Raw genomic sequence first — 16197 nt, 5'->3', positions numbered from 1 at the left:
CATGCTTGAAGTCCAAAACATCCACCAGTATTACGGCGGCTCGCACATCCTGCGCGATGTGAGTCTGAATGCGCAACTGGGCCAAGTCACGGTGCTGCTGGGCCGCAACGGTGTGGGCAAGACCACTTTGCTCAAATCACTCATGGGTTTGGTGCCGATCAAAAGCGGCAGCGTCACGTTGGACGGCAAAGACTTGAGCCATGCCAAACCCTATGAACGTGCTGCAGCCGGGATAGGCTACGTGCCGCAAGGCCGCGAAATTTTTGCCCGCCTGACGGTCGAAGACAACCTGCTGATGGGCCTGGCCACACAGCCCGGCGGTACACCGATCCCTCCGGAGTTGTTTGAGCTGTTCCCAGTCCTCAAGCAGATGCTGCACCGCCGGGGTGGTGACTTATCAGGCGGTCAACAACAGCAACTGGCCATTGCCCGCGCCTTGGCCGCCAAGCCGCGCCTGTTGATCCTAGACGAACCGACCGAAGGCATTCAGCCCAGCATCATCAAAGACATCGGCCGCGTGATCCGCCAGCTGGCCGATGTGGGCCTGCAAGGCCAGCGCATGGCGGTGTTGCTGTGTGAGCAGTACTACGACTTTGCCGAAGAACTGGCCGACCATTACCTTGTGATGGAGCGGGGCGAAGTGATCGCACGCGGACCGGGGAGCGAGATGAAGGAAAAGAACATCCAGCAGTTGGTGGCGATTTGAGGAGACTCTGAAGCAATATTGCTGTAAAAAATTGGCATGAACGGGCGGTTGACTGGTGAGCAGCGTCTGCGGTCATTCGCGCGTTATCGCCGATGGCTACCCTGTCTTCCACATCTGAGTCGCTTACTTGATCTAAGCCTTTCCGCGAGGTTGAACGATCCCGGAAGTTCTGACAATGTTCAGTGGGGGCCGCTCAGCACGTGGTGCTTGGCTTGTTGCGCAGAACGGAAGCTTATGCAGCTGGAATGCAGCTAGGCAGCGAATTTTTCGACAGCCAATTTACCTGTCATGTATGTATCAATTTCCCATTGAGCCAGTCCCCCTGCTTTTTGGTACTCCAAGAAACGTCGCTCGTAGTTCTGAGCCTCTTCCTTTTTGCCTAGGCCAATTAACACATGCGCCATCGAAGCAAGGACCCACTTTTTGTCGGAACGCTCTGCAAAAGTGGGGGAGTTCAAAATGCTGTTCAGAATCACTTCTAGTTCTTCGCGAACCTTGCGCGCGCTTACGCGATAGTAGTTCTGTTCATTTGGGTCACTATCGATCACTGCTCGGTAATTTAGGCAAATGGCTTGGTTCTCACCCGTGTAGTAATCTCGACGAATATCGAAACCTCGTCCGTAATATTTAATGGCAAGGTTCAGCTCGGCTACGTCTTCAGTGACTTGCCATAGCCGTTTGTAGATCGCGCCTGTAATACCTAGCGTTTCCGGGTCATTCGAGTTGTCCGGCTCAAGGCTGTTGATGATTGCTAGGCCCTTGACCAGAGCAGCAATTTTGGATGGCTTAGCGCTTTTGTATGTTGCCAAAGCCAGACGCTGGATGATGTAAGTATCTTTGGGTCTGATCGTTGACGCGTGCTGAAAATTTGCAATAGCTGTATCAAATTGATCTAAACGTATTGCGTTCTCAGCTGACTCAAGGATATGAGCGATCCGCTCTTCGCTCTCTTCACTATGCTGGATTAGAGCTTCAATTTGCTCGTCAGACATTCGTGGCTGAATCAAGCTAGGAATAAATGTATAGACAGGGCTATCAGGTTTTTGAATGCGGATCACTTCAGTGATCAGCGTTGTGAGATCTTGCATGGCTCGCCGCGCTTCACTTGCACCAATGTCATCACCCAAATGATCATAAGCGAAGGTGTTCGTGTGGTTTAGGTCGAAATGCAGCTTTCCTTGGCTCTCCTTCATGATGATGGTAGAGAAAGGCTTGAGCGCATGTCGAACACCTAACTCATACAAGGCGTTTGGATTTCCAGTCGAGATGTCAGCAATCACAAGTTCGGCACGTAAGAGCATTTCATACATGGGCAAATCAATGTGACCCGAGTGCATGACCTCATCTGCACGTATACATCGCAGGCCCGCTGCAAGAGCAGCAGGTTTGATGATTTCGCGGTAAGTTGCATTTAAGTCGAGAGTGCGCCCAGTTTCATAGTCGGTCTTCTTGCCGAAGCCCATGACAACAAAGCACAACTTGTCTTCCAGTGCTTGCCCCTGATTTTCTGATGACATCTTTTAGCCTTGATTCGACGGTTGGAAATTACAGTGCGTGCTTGCGTATAGCAGCAACGATGCTGTCGGTATTCCAGCGAACCATTTCTTTAGAAGCTGTTTGAACAACATCCGGGATGCGCAGCTGACCCCATGGAACTACGCCGATGATTGGTTTTTGATATTTTGCAGCGATGGCGATCTCGGTGCTGATCCAATCACTGTGTGCCGCGTACATGCCGCTAAGAATGATCACGATATTTGCAATGCGGATCTGCTCATCAAGTGCGGCCTTGAGCTTTGCATCTGTGATTGGCGTAGGAATGGGGTCAGTCTTTGGGACTGATGAGTTGCGAAAAGAAAAATTTGGAGCCTCTTTGAGCATTCCTGTCAGGCGCGCGTATTCATCGTGATATTTCCACGCATGGGAAATGAAACCGATATAAGTCTTCAACGGAGGCATACAGTGTCCAGTGGTTAAGATTCAAATAATTATTCTAAATAATAGCACTAAAGACTTCATGTGCACAGTGAAACGGTGTCGAAATTAAGTGTTTTATTTTTAAAATATCGACGATCGCCAATAAATTTCACCAACATTTAAAGACGCTTTTTAGCCTCAATCGGGTGACCGCTACGGGTCGTGACATTTCGGCCAGAGGGTCTAAGGCGAAGGGCTGCTACCAGCCTGTAGCGGACTTTGATTGCCGAGCGTTCTCAAAGTTCAAAGATGCCACAACCGAGGCACTGTGCCCGGCAAAGACCACATCTCATGCCGCCAAGCCGCCCACACTTGCCTAAGTAATTGCATCGCAGGTTCGGTCACGGGTGACAGCACCCGCAGCACGATGACCTGTTTGTGCGGTGAGGTGGCGCCGGCGGTCAGGCGCAGTTCTGACGCTTCGAGCAGTTCGCGGGCACAAGCCAGAGCCCGTTCAATGCGCTCGTCAGCGATGGCGCTGCCCGCAGCAAATACCAGCGTGGCCATGCACCGCTGGCCAGCCAGACCGAGCGGGCTGTCCATCAGGCGGTTGTCGGTGGCGTTGATCGTGCCGCGCTCCAGCCACACGCCGGGGATTTCCAAGTGTTGGCGAAAAGTGCCTTGCACATAGGGCATGTCAGCGGCAGGCAGACCCAGAGCGGTGATGTCCCAGGTCATCATCTCTGCTCCGGGGGCCAAGTCAAACACAGCGCGGTTGAGGCCATCACAACCGGTGTAGGCAATCGCTTCCAAAGGCAGCCATTCCAGTCGTGCATCGGTTTCCACACGCGCATGCACTTGTTGTGTGGCCAGGCCTGCTTCAGACCGGTAAAAGCGTGTGGCCCCGGGTGTGGTGACCAGGCCATGGGCCCCCGCGCCCACGGTGACGCGCATGTCCAGCATGTCCCCGCCCACCAGACCGCTGGGCGGGTGCACCAGCACGTTGTGGCAGATGGCATCGCCTTCAGGGTAGAGGCTTTGCAAAATGCGCAGCGGCCCGTTGTGCAGGTAGCGGGCGACGCTGCGTTCGGACTCCAGCGTGTAGTCGAGCTGCAGGCTGGCGTGCCAGGTCATGCTGGCTTGGCCTTATTCGCCCTGCGAGCCGCGGTGTGCCCAGCCGGTGGTGCGCTTTTCGATGGCGCTGAACAGTTCGTACATGGCCATGGCCATCGCACCCACCACCACCAAGCCAGAAAACGCCAGGCCCATTTGCATGGCCGAACCGGCAGAGATCAGCAGGTAGCCGATGCCTTCGTTTGATGCCGTCATCTCGGACACGGTGGTGCCCACAAAGGCCAAGGTGATCGCGACTTTGAGCGAGCCGTAAAAGTAAGGCATGGAGCGGGGCAGACCGACTTTGACCAGCACGTCCCAGCGCTTGGCACCCAACACGCGCAGCACGTCTTCCAGCTCAGGCTCCAGCGTGGCCAAGCCGGTGGCGATGTTCACCATGATGGGGAAAAAGCTGATCAGGAAAGCCGTGAGGATGGCGGGGCCGATGCCGATGCCAAACCACACCACCAAAATCGGCACGAAGGCCGCTTTGGGCAAGGCGTTGAAGGCGGTCATGAGCGGGTACACGGCGGCATAGGCCAGGCGTGAGCTGCCAATGATGAAGCCCAGCAGCACGCCCACCACGATGGCGATGCCAAAGCCCACCATGGTCACCCAATAGGTGCGCCAGGCGTGGCCCGCGATCACGTCGCGGTATTCGATGGTTTGCTGCGCGATGCGCGAAGGGCTGGGGAAGACGAATTCCGACACGTTGAAGGCGCGGCACAGGCCTTCCTAGACCAGGATGCTCAGCACCAGCAAGATCCAGGGGGACCAGCTTTCGAGGGATTTCTTGTTCATGAGGGGCTCCCGCTTATTGGTTGATGGCCGTACCGGTCTTGCGCATCGCACCGATGTGGCCGCGCAGCTCGTGCACGATGTTGGTGAATTCGGGCGTGTAGGTGATCTCTAGGTCACGCGGGCGTGGCAGGTCGATCTCGCGCTTGACCACAAAGCGGCCGGGGCTCTTGCTCATCACGTACACCGTGTCGGCCAAGAACACCGATTCGCGCAGGTCGTGTGTGACCAAAATGACGTTGAACTTTTGCTCGGTCCACAGGTCGCGCAAGATGCACCAGAGTTCTTCACGCGTGAAGGCGTCGAGCGCACCGAAGGGCTCGTCGAGCAGCAGCATCTTGGGCTCATGGATCAAGGCGCGGCAAATGCTGGCGCGTTGCTGCATACCGCCTGACAGTTGCCAAGGGAACTTGTCTTCGTAACCACCGAGGCCCACCGTGTTGAGCAATTTGCGGGCGCGTTCTGCGTACTCTTCTCTTTTTTGCTTGAAGTTGGAGCGGTAGGGTTCCACGATTTCGAGCGGCAGCAGCACGTTGTCGAGCGTGGTGCGCCAAGGCAACAAGGACGAGGCTTGAAACGCCATGCCGCTGATTTTGAGCGGTCCGGTGACCGGCTGGCCGTCAACCAAGATGCGACCTTTGCTGGGCATTTTCAGACCCGTGGTCAGCTTCATGAAGGTGGACTTGCCGCAGCCCGATGGTCCAACGATGGCGATGAACTCGCCTTGCTTGACCTGCAGGTTGATGTCTTCAACGGCAAAGTGGTTTTGCGCCAGCAACTCGTCGTTGTAGGCCAGCCAGACATTCTGGAAATCAACGAATGATTCTTGGGTCATGGTGAGAGCTCGAAAATGGTGTTCGAAAGTGTATACACGCTACGCCCTGTAAAAGCCCACCGACCCAAGCAGGGTGACGGTGGGCCCGGAGCGCCGGGGCAGCATGCCCCGAAGCTGGCGCAGGTTTACTTCTTGCCTTTGGGCAAGATGTCCAGTTCTTTGGCGGTGGGCAAGAACGAGCCGTTCCAGATGTCTTCGGCCTTGACGCGGGTCTTGGTGTTGAAGGCGTCGGACACTTGCGAGGCCATCAGCGTCATGCGGGGGCCGTTGATCTGGCCAAAGCCTTCGGCGCGGGCCGATGGGCTGTTGATCACGGTGTCGATGGCCAATTGCAGGCGGCGAGTTTCGAGCGCCACGTTGATGATGCCGTCGCGGGCCTTGACCGATTCAATGGCTTTGGCCGGGTCGGCCATCACGTCCTTGGCACCCTTGGTGAAGGCAGCCAGGAACGCTTTCACAGCGGCTGGGTTCTCTTTCAGGATCTTGGGCGAGGCGATGATCGCGTTGCCGTAGAGCTTGACGCCAAAGTCAGGATATTGCATGACCACCACGTCTTCGGCTTTCACGCCACGCGCTTCGATGTTGAGCAGTGAGGTGAAGGTGAAGCCGGTGATGGCGTCCACATCACCGCGCACCAGCATGGTTTCGCGCAAAGGTGGGTCCATCGCGGTCCAGGCCACGTTGCCAATGCTGTTGGCTTTCTGGAAGATGGGGAATGCGCGGCGACCGGCGTCAAACACGGGAGCGCCCAGCTTTTTGCCTGCCAAGTCAGCAGGGGTCTTGATGCCGGACTTCTTCAAAGCCATGACCGAGGCGGGGGTGTTGTTGTAGACCATCATGATGGCCACAGGCTTGTTGGGTGCGTCGGGGTTGTTGGCGTGGAATTCCATCAGGGCGGCCAAGTCGGCAAAGCCCAGGTCGTAAGTGCCAGAAGCCACGCGGGTCACAGCGCCACCCGAGCCGTTGCCAGAGTCCACCGTCACATCCAGCTTGGCGTCCTTGAAATAGCCTTTGGCTGCAGGCTGCAGGAAGAAAGCCGCTGGGCCTTCAAAGCGCCAGTCGAGCTGAAACTTGATGGGGGTGCTTTGGGCATGTGCCAGACCAAAAGAGGCGGCTGCTGCCAGTGCGGCCGTGGCCTTGAGTAAGAAACGCTTGTTCATGTGGGGCTCCAAAGTCAAATAAACGGTGAATCTTGTCTAGCAAATTCGGTGCCATTATCCGGCAAGTACCTGACGGTGTATGTCAGGTTCATCCCCTATAAATCCCCTGTTTTGGTGCCCATTTCAACCGAAATAGGCACCAAATTGGGGCTTTCAGCTCAGCCCCAGCGCGGTTGCACAGACCAAAGCCGGTTCGGCCAGGCCAAAAGTAAAAACCCCCGAACAAGTCGGGGGTCTCTTCTGGCGCCTTGATTCAACTCAATGCGAGTCGGCTTGTTTGGCAGCTTCGATGGCTTCGCTGCTGTCACCCTTGGAGCCGTTGAAATACAGGTTCAAGAGCACAGCGCTGATAGAGGCCAGCAAGATGCCCGACTCGATCAGCGGGTGGATGCTGTGCGGCATCCACTGCAGGTAGCGTGGGGCAATCAGCGGGATCATGCCAAAGCCGATCGAAATCGCCACGATGAACAGGTTGTTGCGGTTGCCCTTGTAGTCCACGTTGGCCAAGATGCGGATGCCGGTGGCGGCCACCATGCCGAACATCACCAAGCCCGCACCGCCCAACACAAAGGTGGGCAGCGACTCGACCAAAGCGGCCATTTTGGGCAGCAGACCCAGCACGATCAGGATCACGCCCCCGGCCACGCAAACGAAGCGGCTTTTCACGCCCGTCACGCCCACCAAGCCCACGTTTTGCGAGAAGCTGGTGTAGGGGAAGGTGTTGAAGATGCCGCCGATCAGCGTGCCCAGACCGTCGGTGCGCAGACCGGCAGTGAGCATTTTTTGATCGACTTTTTTGCCGGTCAAATCGCCCAAGGCGAGGAACATGCCGGTCGACTCGATCATCACCACGATCATCACCAAGGTCATGGTCAGGATCAGGATGGGGTCAAAGACGGGTGTGGCAATTTCAAAGGGCAGCACCAGGTCAAACCAGCCGGCTTTGCTGACTTTGTCAAAGTTCATGAGACCAGCGGCTGTGGCCACCACGCCACCGATCACGATACCGAGCAGCACCGAAATGTTGGACACAAAGCCACGGGCGTACTTGGCAATCAGCAAGATGGACACCAACACGATGGCGGCAATGCCGATGTGCGACAGCTGCGCGTACTTGGGGTTGGGCACCGAGCCCACGATGTTCATGCCTGCAGGCACGGGGGGCACTGCACCCGTGGTGGCAGCTTGTTTGGCGGCATCGAGCCAAGCTAGGTGTTCCGGGTTAGGGATGCTGGGCGCTGTGGGGCCGAAGGGGTTGCCAAAAATCCAGTTGATGCCCACGCGCATCAAGCTGATGCCGATGACCGCAATGATGGTGCCGGTGACCACTGGCGGGAAAAACCGCAGCATGCGACTCACGATGGGCGCAATCAAGATCGAGATCACCCCCGCGCCAATGATGGCCCCGAAGATCAGTCCAGCCCCTTGAACGCCCGGGTTGTTGTTGGCCATGGCCACCATGGGGGCGACCGACGCGAACGTCACGCCCATCATCACGGGCAGCCGGATACCAAACCACTGGGTGGCACCGAGCGATTGGATCAGCGTGACCAGACCGCAGCAAAACAGGTCGGCCGAAATCAGCATGGCCACTTGTTCAGGGCTGAGCTTGAGGGCGCGGCCCACGATCAAGGGCACGGCCACCGCGCCGGCATACATCACTAGCACATGTTGCAGGCCCAAAGCGGCGAGCTTGCCATTGGGCAAATGCTCGTCAACAGGGTGGATGGTTGAACTCATGGAGGGGTCTCCTGAAAAGAAAACAGAGGGGGAAAACTGCAAAGAAACTAGATGCGTGCTTCTTTGTGTTCGAAACTGTATACAAAATATCCGGATTTGACCTCAGGGAATACCCCGGTGCAGCCAGATTTGAAAAAGATTCCGGCCCCGTGATCAGGATCAATACCAGTCGGGGCAGAGGTGTTGATACTGAAACCGGACATCACCAAAAGCCTTTGGGTGATCCAACACAAGGTATCTCCATGAAAAACATCCATCAGATCGACCGCTGGTGTCGTCTGGCTTTGGCCATCGTTCTGGCGCAAGGGGGCTATTTTTGGCTGACAGGGGCTTGGCAATGGGCCGCTTACGCTGGGGCGGTGGTGCTGGTGGCCACGGCGGGTGTGCAGTTTTGTCCCCTGTACAGATTACTGGGCATGAGCACAGCGCAGTTGGCCGTCGGCAAAGTGAGCACCATCTGGCGCTGGTTGGGGTGGTTGGCTTTGTTGGCCTTGCTTGTCGGTGGCAGTTATGGGAGTGTTTTTTTCAGTCGCAAACTCTTTTTGGAAGAGTTCAACGCGATAAACCACTTTTACAAACAAACGCTGTTTCTGACGGGCAAAAATGAACGCAACTCAGCCGTAGCGAATTGGGAAAAAATGGTGTCAGGCTATGCGGTTTTTCAGCGCAAATACAGCGCTTATCAGCCCTATGCCCTCAGGGGCGACCGCCAACTGGTGAGCGATTTGCAGCAGGTGGCGGTGATCATGGCGGCGGTTGAGCCTTTGGTGCGCGATGGCGATCTGCATCAGGCGCATCTGGATCTGGAAAAAATCCGCCCCGTGTTTCAGGACATTTTCAAGCGCAATGGGTTTTCCATGTTGGCCGTCGCGCTGGTGGATTTTCATGATGCGATGGAGCTGATCCTGGACGCTGCGAATGCCAAAGACGTGGAAAAAGTCAAGCAACTGCATCCAATGCTCAGCGACAAGTTCAAACCTGTGGAACTGGAAGCCAACGACGCCGAAATCCAGGCCATTCGCAAAAACCTGGATGAGCTGCTGACATTGGCGCAATCCGGAAACCTGGGGGCAATGCCCGCACAGGCAGATCAGCTCAAGAGCAGTTTCGTCAAGGTGTATCTGAAACGGGGTTAAAGCCCAGGCATCAGCGGAAACAGCGCATGGTCCATCGGCACGCCTGCTGGCAGCTCTTGGTCCAGCCCTGGGAAGGGCGGCGAAGTCACCCAAGGCCTTGGCGCGTGGGTCATGTCGTCGCCCAAAAAGCGCACCGAATACACGCGCCTGCGCTGCGTACCGTCCACCCCGGCAGAGGCGTGCAGGCTGAGCATGTGGAAACACACCAAATCGCCCGGCTGCAAGTCCCAGCCCAAGATGGGGAAGTCTTCGCGGTGCTTGTCGATGTCGGGCAATTCGGCCAGCGAACCTTCGGGGAACCATTTGGCTTGATTGGTCATGAAGGTGCGCGGCATGAGCCAGGGGCCACGGTGTGAGCCCGCGATGAACTCCAGCGTGGACGGGCGAGACACCGGGTCCACCGGAATCCAGAAGCTGATGTTTTGAAGGCCGTCGACGTTGTAATAAGGCTGGTCTTGGTGCCAAGGCGTGCGCTGGCGTGTGCCGGGTTCCTTGACCAACAGGTGGTCGTGGTACAGCCGCACTGTGGTGCTTTGCATCAGGCGCTGGGCCAGCGCGGCCAGAGGCGTGTCAAAAATGAAGCGCTTGAACTGCGGGATGCCCTGCCAGTTGCAAAAGTCTTCAAAAAACCGCCCCGGGTCGTCTGGCCGACTGGCCACCATGCCACGCGGGCTGGGGCTGGCAAGGTTGGCCTCGATGCCGCTTTTGAGCAGTTCCACTTCTTCAGGCGTGAACAAGTTGCGGATGCACACCGCACCATCGCGCTGGTAATCGGCCACGTCTTGGTCGGTGGTGCAGGCCTGCACGCGTTGTCGGAGGGTGGCTACGGCTGGGCTGGTCATGTTGATGAAGTTATCCGTTTAACGAGAGTACAAGCGCTGTGCAATAAGCCGTTCAGCGCTTGAGCTTTTGGTAAAAGTTTTCGTGCGATCCCAACAGCAGGAGCATGCGCGTGCCGGGGTCATATTCGTAGGCCAGCAGCATCAATTGCTGTTGGCTGCGGTATTTGTAGACAAATACGCCCGACAAGTCGCCCTTTTTGGCCTCACCCAAGCCGGGGTCGTTGACGATGGCTTCGACCGCGCTGTCTGCATCAGCCTGCTGAGGAGCATGGAGTTTTTTGTAGGCGCGCGCAAAAGCCGCACTTTGAAGAACCTGCACTGGGCTCATGCTGCGCGCGATTGGGGCACAAATGGCGTTGCCAGAACGGGACCTTCTGCCCGAGCGATCATGAGTTCGCGCACAAAGTCGATGGGCAAGTCGGGGTTGTCCAAAGCAGCCTTGCCGACCATGGCCCAGAATTCGATCTGTCCGGCAATGGTGCGCCGTTCAGCGCTGGCGTGTGCTTTGGCCTGTTCGTAAAGCGTGTCGTCGATGCGTACGGGCATGCCCATGAGATTCACCTTGAAGTTGATTGCTACAAATGTAGCATTTCAAGGATTCCTTGGTCAAGCACCGAGAACCGCCGTTGTCGTTGGTCTCGGCGCGTCGACCATTCGCCTTCAGCTGAGCAAATCCAGCAACGTGCGTGCAATCACCTTGGTCGCCCGGCGCAGGTCTTCCAGCTGCACATGCTCGTCGGCGCGTTTGGCGTTGGATTCGAGCACGGTGCGCGGGCCTGCGCCGTAGATCACGCCGGGGATGCCGCGCTCCACGTACAGGCGCACGTCGGTGTAAAGCGGTGTGCCCAAGGCAGGGATGGCTTCACCGAAGATTTGTTCTCCGTGTTTCTGGATGGCGCTGACCAGCGGTTGGTTGCCCGCCAGCGGTTTCATGGCGTTGGCCAGCAGCATGCGGCGCACATCCACATTCAGCGCATGGCCACCGCGTGGGGGCTTGAAGCTGGCAGCGGCGTCGGCAATGGTTTGGCGGATGGACGCCTCCACCTCGGCCGGATTCTCTTCGGGGATCATGCGGCGGTCGAGCTTGAAGCTGACTTTGCCGGGCACCACGTTGGTGTTGGTGCCGCCTTCGATCAGGCCCACGTTGAGATACGGGTGGGTGATGCCCTCGACTTTGGAAGTGACCTTCAGGTATTGCGTGTTGAGGGCGAGCAGGGCATTCAAGATGTGCACTGCACCTTGCAATGCGTCGGTGCCGCTGTCGGGGATGGCGGCGTGCGACATCTCGCCTTGCACGGTGACTTCCATTTGCAGGCAGCCGTTGTGCGCGGTGACGACCTGGTAGCTGAAGCCTGCCGCGATCATCAGGTCGGGCTTGGTCAGGCCCTTGGCCAGCAACCAGCCGGGGCCCATTTCGCCGCCAAACTCTTCGTCGTAGGTAAAGTGCAGTTCCACACCGCCTTTGAGCGGGGCGTTCAACGATTCGAGCGCCCGCGTGGCAAAGGTGAAGGTGGAGAAGTCGCACTTGCTCACAGCGGTGGCGCGGCCGTACATGGCACCCCCATGGATTTCGCCACCATAGGGCGGGTGTGTCCAGCCTTCGCCAGGCGGCACCACGTCACCGTGGGCATTCAGGGCAATGGTTTTGCCTTCGCCATATTTGCGGCGCACGATCAGGTTGGTGATCGACTCCAGGCCGTAGGCTTGGACTTCGGAGGCGGACACGGGGTGCTTTTCTGCGTCAAAGCCCATGGGCTTGAGCAGATCGGCGGTGCGATCGGCATGCGGCGCGTTGTTACCGGGTGGGGTGTCGGTGGGCACCTGCACCAGGGCCTGCAAAAACTTGACCTGTTCGTCGAAGTGCGCGTCGATCCAAGTGTCGAGTTGTGCGTATTGTTGGGCGGTAGCGCTCATGACAGTTCCTGAGAGAGTTGGTTCAAAACATGGGTGAATGCGTCGACGCACAGCTGCATGTCGTCGCTGGTGGTGGATTCGCGTGGGTTGTGGCTGATGCCTCCGTTTTCACCGCGCACAAACAGCATGGCTTGTGGCATGACTTCGTGCAGCTTCATCGCATCGTGGCCTGCGCCGCTGGGCAGTTTGAACAGCGGCACGCCCAAGGCGCTCACGGCGCGTTCCCAGCGCGCTTGCCATTCGGGGGCGCTGGGCGCGGCGGCGGCGCTCATGGTGAGCTCGGCTTTGACTCGCACGCCACGGCGCTCGGCAATCTGGTCGAGTTGGCTCATCACATCGGCCACCAGGGCGTCGCGCTGTGCATCGGTCGGGGCGCGCATGTCCAGGCTGAACAAGCAGCGGCCTGGCACCACGTTGATGGAACCGTTGGGCACTTGCAATTGACCAATCGTGGCTACGCTGTCGCCGTCTTTCGCTGCGCGTTGCTCCATGTACAGCGCCAGTTCGGCCACGGCGCAGGCCGCGTCGCGGCGGCGGTCCATGGGGGTGGTGCCCGCGTGGCTGGCGGTGCCGATGATTTCGCACAGGTAGCGCACGCTGCCGTTGATCGAGGTGACCACGCCCAGCGGAATGTTCACTTCGTTGAGCACCGGACCTTGCTCGATGTGCACTTCGACAAAGCCGAGGTACTGCGCAGGGTCGCGTTGGATTTTGGGGATGTCGTCGATGTTCAAACCCGCATGCTGCATGGCCGCGCGCATGGTGATGCCGTCGGCGTCTTGCTGGTCCAGCCAAGCAGGGTTGAACTGGCCAATGAGCGCGCCCGAGCCGAGGAAAGTGGCTTTGTAGCGCTGGCCTTCTTCTTCGGCAAAGGCGACGACCTCGATGCCAAAGGGCAAACGCTTGCCCTGCCGGTGCAGTTGTTGCACGCAGGCCATGGGCACAAAGATGCCCAAGCGTCCGTCGTATTTGCCGCCGTTGCGCACAGTGTCGTAGTGGCTGCCCGTCATCAGGTATTTGGCACCCGCAGTGGCGGGGTGGTAGCGGCCCACCACATTGCCCACGGCGTCGGTATCCACCTCGTCAAAACCGCAGTCGCGCATGTTTTGTGTGATGCGCTGGGCGCAGGCGCGGTGCGCGTCGGTGAGGTAAGTGACCGTGAGTTGGCCCAGCTCGGCAAAGCCGGGGTCGGAATGTTGTGCGAGTTGTTCTTGCCAGTCCCACACCTGGTGACCCATTGTCGGCTCCACACCAAACTTGTCATTCAGGCGGATCTCGACGATGCGGTGGATGTTGCGCAGGCACTCTTGCAACTCAAACTCGGGGTGGCCGAACAGGCGGCGCTCAAAGGCGTCGATGATCTGTTTTTTGTTCAAGCCCACGCCACGCGGGCCACGCACGGCCAAGATGAAGGGCCAGCCAAATTTGGCGTTGTAATCGGCGTTGAGCTTTTGGATTTTGGCGAACTCTTCGGGCGTGCAGTCGGTCAGGCCTGCTTTGGTTTGCTCGTTGGTCGATTCAGCCGTGAGCGACTTGCTGACCATGGCCTTGCCCGCCAGCTCCGGGTGGGCGCGGATCAGGCCCAGCTGTGCGTCGCGCCCGGCGTGCGCCAACACTTCGCACATGGCATGTTTGAGGTGCGCCAGCGAGGTGAAGGGGCGTTGCGCCAAAGCCTGCTCGGCAATCCAAGGGGAATGCTCGTACAGGCCGTCGAGCATTTGAGCGGCGTCTGCAGCGGATGCGTGGTTGAGTTGGTCGAGGGTGATGGTCATGTCTGCTCTCCGCCGGGCCGCCCCAAGGAGCGCAGCGCCCCCTGGGGGGGCAGTGAGTACACGAAGTGACGAACGTGGGGGCTCATAGTTCTTCCTTGTAAGGGTGTGTGGCTTTCCAGTGCCGTGCGATGTCGATGCGCCGTGCCACCCAGACCTTGTCGTGTGACTGGATGTGGTCCAGAAAGCGTTGCAGTGCGGTGATGCGGCCGGGGCGACCCAGCAAGCGGCAGTGCATGCCGATGCTCATCATCTTGGGGGCGTTTTCACCCTCTGGATTGCCTTCGGCGTACAGCGCGTCAAAGGTGTCCTTCATGTACTGAAAGAACGGGTCTGCGTGTGAATAGCCCTGCGGCAGCGCAAAGCGCATGTCGTTGCAGTCGAGGGTGTAGGGCACGATGAGTTGCGGTGCATCCGTGCCGTCGCTCTTCTTCACTTTCATCCAAAACGGCAGGTCGTCGCCGTAGTAGTCGCTGTCGTATTCGAAACCGCCAAAGTCGGCCACCAATCGGCGTGTGTTGGGGCTGTCGCGCCCGGTGTACCAGCCCAAGGGGCGTTCGCCCGTGAGCTTTTGCAAGATGTCCATCGCCTCGGCCATGTGGGCACGTTCGGTGGCTTCATCGACATTTTGGTAATGGATCCACTTGAGGCCGTGGCAGGCGATGTCGTAGCCCAGCTCCTGGAAGGCAGCGGTCAATTCGGGGTGCTTTTGCAGCGCAGTGGCCACGCCAAACACCGTGAGCGGCAGGCCGCGCTTTTCGAACTCGCGCAGGATTCGCCACACGCCCGCACGCGAGCCGTATTCGTAAATGCCTTCCATGCTGATGTGCCGCTCGGGGAAGGACGCGGGGTTGAACATTTCAGACAGGAATTGTTCGGAGCCTGCATCGCCGTGCAGCACCGAGTTTTCGCCGCCTTCTTCGTAGTTCAAAACAAACTGCACCGCCACGCGGGCGCCGCCGGGCCATTGGGCGTGCGGCACGTGGCGGCCATAGCCTTTCAGGTCGCGGGGATAGGGGAGGGTGCTGTCGTAAGTGCTCATGGTCGTTTACGCTTTAGGCCAAGGCCAGGGAAATGTCGTGCGTGGGCACTTTGCGGTCAAAGGTCAGGCTGGCCTCCACGTGCAACAGGTGCTCGTGCATCAGGCGCACGGCTTTGTCACTGTCTTTGGCTTCCAGCGCGGCCACGATGGCCACGTGTTCGTCGGTCGAGTGCTCGGCTTCGTTGCGCGACTGGTACATCAGCGTGATCAGGGCGCAGCGTGAGATCAACTCGCCCAGCACCTGGGCCAGCACGTCGTTGTGCATCAATTCGGCCATGCGCACATGGAAGTCGCCCAGCAACTCGGTGCGGCCGGTGACATCGCCCTGCGTCACGGCTTCGCGCTCTTGTTTGATGTGGTCTCTGAGAGCCACGATTTGTTCAGGCGTGACCTGCTGCACAAAAGCGCGTGTCATCTCGGCCTCCAGCATACGGCGCACGGCAAAGACCTGTTGTGCTTCTTCGACCGAGGGGGCGGCCACAAAAGCGCCGCGTGCGGGCTCGAGCCGGATCAGCCTGTTTTGCGATAGCTGAAAGAGCGCCTGGCGGACCAGCGTGCGAGACACGCCAAAGTGGTCTGCCAGCTTTTGCTCGGCCAGCTTGGAACCTGGCAAAAGCCGGTGTTCCACGATGGCGCGGGTCAGCGATTCGACGATGTGGTGCGTGGTGGAAGTTTCCATGTCTCGCAGTCCCTTGGGGCTGTTGGCCCAGGTGTTTTTGTGTCTGTGGCGCAAATGATAGCCACAAAAAGCAAAATTGTATACACTTCGGTCGACCGGTTTAAAGGGCTTTTCAAAGCCTTGCCAAAACCACCCTTTTTCACCCCCACTCAAGACAAGCGAGCACACCATGGGATTGAGCACACACGTTCTGGACACAATGCACGGCTGCCCCGCTGCGGGCATGCAGGTTTCACTCTTCACCACCCAAGGCGAACAGGCCACCTTAGTCAAAACCTTCACACTCAACCATGACGGGCGCAACCCTGACGGCATGTTGTATGACCACGCCAGCCTGCGCAAAGGCACTTACCGCTTGGTCTTCAATGTGAGTGACTACTTCAAAGCCAAAGGCGTGGAGCTGCCCGAGCCCAACTTTTTGAACCGTGTATCGCTGGACTTTGGCGTCGCCCACGAAGACCAGCACTACCATGTGCCCTTGCTGGCCAGTCCTTGGAGCTACTCGACCTATCGCGGCTCTTAAAACAATTGGGATCTGACCCCAAT

The 16197-nt window shown here is 58.2% G+C and carries 16 protein-coding genes and 1 pseudogene; 3 read left to right on the top strand and 14 right to left on the bottom strand.

Going from position 1 to position 16197, the window contains the following annotated elements:
* The first annotated feature begins 1 nt into the window (after position 1).
* Positions 2-706, top strand: a complete 705-nt coding sequence (gene urtE, locus ACZ5SR_RS13075; RefSeq protein WP_464449091.1) for an urea ABC transporter ATP-binding subunit UrtE — start codon at positions 2-4, stop codon at positions 704-706.
* Between the two features lie 251 nt (positions 707-957).
* Here urtE and ACZ5SR_RS13070 read toward each other — a convergent pair whose 3' ends face one another.
* From ACZ5SR_RS13070 to ACZ5SR_RS13040, 7 genes and pseudogenes are all read right to left on the bottom strand, one after another.
* Positions 958-2223, bottom strand: a complete 1266-nt coding sequence (locus tag ACZ5SR_RS13070) for a tetratricopeptide repeat-containing protein (protein ID WP_464449090.1) — start codon at positions 2221-2223, stop codon at positions 958-960.
* 28 nt (positions 2224-2251) lie between these two features.
* Positions 2252-2665 carry a TIR domain-containing protein gene (locus ACZ5SR_RS13065; RefSeq protein WP_464449089.1) on the bottom strand — a complete coding sequence of 138 codons (414 nt, stop codon included), beginning with the start codon at positions 2663-2665 and terminating at the stop codon, positions 2252-2254.
* Positions 2666-2926: 261 nt separating this feature from the next.
* A complete protein-coding gene (locus ACZ5SR_RS13060) occupies positions 2927-3757 on the bottom strand; it encodes an urease accessory protein UreD (protein WP_464449088.1) in 831 nt (276 codons plus the stop codon).
* A gap of 12 nt (positions 3758-3769) precedes the next feature.
* Positions 3770-4537: pseudogene (locus tag ACZ5SR_RS13055) on the bottom strand (ABC transporter permease).
* 13 nt (positions 4538-4550) lie between these two features.
* Positions 4551-5369 carry an ABC transporter ATP-binding protein gene (locus ACZ5SR_RS13050; RefSeq protein ID WP_062402671.1) on the bottom strand — a complete coding sequence of 273 codons (819 nt, stop codon included), beginning with the start codon at positions 5367-5369 and terminating at the stop codon, positions 4551-4553.
* 125 nt (positions 5370-5494) lie between these two features.
* Complete coding sequence (locus tag ACZ5SR_RS13045) at positions 5495-6529, bottom strand: ABC transporter substrate-binding protein (RefSeq protein ID WP_464449087.1); 1035 nt, start codon at positions 6527-6529, stop codon at positions 5495-5497.
* A 258-nt stretch (positions 6530-6787) separates the two neighbouring features.
* A complete protein-coding gene (locus tag ACZ5SR_RS13040; protein ID WP_464449086.1) occupies positions 6788-8269 on the bottom strand; it encodes a nucleobase:cation symporter-2 family protein in 1482 nt (493 codons plus the stop codon).
* Positions 8270-8511: 242 nt separating this feature from the next.
* Between ACZ5SR_RS13040 and ACZ5SR_RS13035 the strand changes: the two genes are divergently transcribed.
* Positions 8512-9405: a YgaP family membrane protein gene (locus tag ACZ5SR_RS13035; protein ID WP_464449085.1), complete on the top strand. Its 894-nt coding sequence runs from the start codon at positions 8512-8514 to the stop codon at positions 9403-9405.
* On the opposite strand, the gene ACZ5SR_RS13030 is transcribed toward ACZ5SR_RS13035, so the two are convergent.
* From ACZ5SR_RS13030 to ACZ5SR_RS13000, 7 genes are all read right to left on the bottom strand, one after another.
* Positions 9402-10247, bottom strand: coding sequence for a phytanoyl-CoA dioxygenase family protein (locus ACZ5SR_RS13030; protein ID WP_464449084.1), 846 nt, complete (start codon positions 10245-10247; stop codon positions 9402-9404). The two genes, ACZ5SR_RS13035 and ACZ5SR_RS13030, sit on opposite strands and share 4 nt — an antisense overlap.
* A 52-nt stretch (positions 10248-10299) precedes the next feature.
* Positions 10300-10575: a type II toxin-antitoxin system RelE/ParE family toxin gene (locus ACZ5SR_RS13025; RefSeq protein WP_464449083.1), complete on the bottom strand. Its 276-nt coding sequence runs from the start codon at positions 10573-10575 to the stop codon at positions 10300-10302.
* The gene (locus ACZ5SR_RS13020) at positions 10572-10799 is read right to left on the bottom strand and encodes a ParD-like family protein (RefSeq protein ID WP_108371460.1); all 228 of its coding nucleotides are present in this window, start codon (positions 10797-10799) and stop codon (positions 10572-10574) included. The genes ACZ5SR_RS13025 and ACZ5SR_RS13020 overlap by 4 nt, the downstream gene beginning before the upstream one ends.
* Before the next feature lie 108 nt (positions 10800-10907).
* Complete coding sequence (locus ACZ5SR_RS13015; protein ID WP_464449082.1) at positions 10908-12161, bottom strand: M20 family metallopeptidase; 1254 nt, start codon at positions 12159-12161, stop codon at positions 10908-10910.
* On the bottom strand, positions 12158-13933 hold the full coding sequence (uraD, locus tag ACZ5SR_RS13010; protein ID WP_464449081.1) for a 2-oxo-4-hydroxy-4-carboxy-5-ureidoimidazoline decarboxylase: 1776 nt from the start codon (positions 13931-13933) through the stop codon (positions 12158-12160). The genes ACZ5SR_RS13015 and uraD overlap by 4 nt, the downstream gene beginning before the upstream one ends.
* A gap of 82 nt (positions 13934-14015) precedes the next feature.
* Positions 14016-14972 carry an allantoinase PuuE gene (gene puuE, locus ACZ5SR_RS13005; protein ID WP_464449080.1) on the bottom strand — a complete coding sequence of 319 codons (957 nt, stop codon included), beginning with the start codon at positions 14970-14972 and terminating at the stop codon, positions 14016-14018.
* Between the two features lie 13 nt (positions 14973-14985).
* On the bottom strand, positions 14986-15651 hold the full coding sequence (locus tag ACZ5SR_RS13000; protein ID WP_464449079.1) for a GntR family transcriptional regulator: 666 nt from the start codon (positions 15649-15651) through the stop codon (positions 14986-14988).
* Between the two features lie 169 nt (positions 15652-15820).
* Here ACZ5SR_RS13000 and uraH point away from each other — a divergent pair, with 169 nt between their 5' ends.
* The gene (gene uraH, locus ACZ5SR_RS12995) at positions 15821-16174 is read left to right on the top strand and encodes a hydroxyisourate hydrolase (RefSeq protein WP_464449078.1); all 354 of its coding nucleotides are present in this window, start codon (positions 15821-15823) and stop codon (positions 16172-16174) included.
* Positions 16175-16197 lie beyond the last annotated feature (23 nt).

This window comes from Limnohabitans sp. TEGF002, assembly GCF_055395845.1.
Note: the sequence above shows the minus strand (reverse complement) of the source record. Positions and strands in the feature narration are given on the sequence as shown.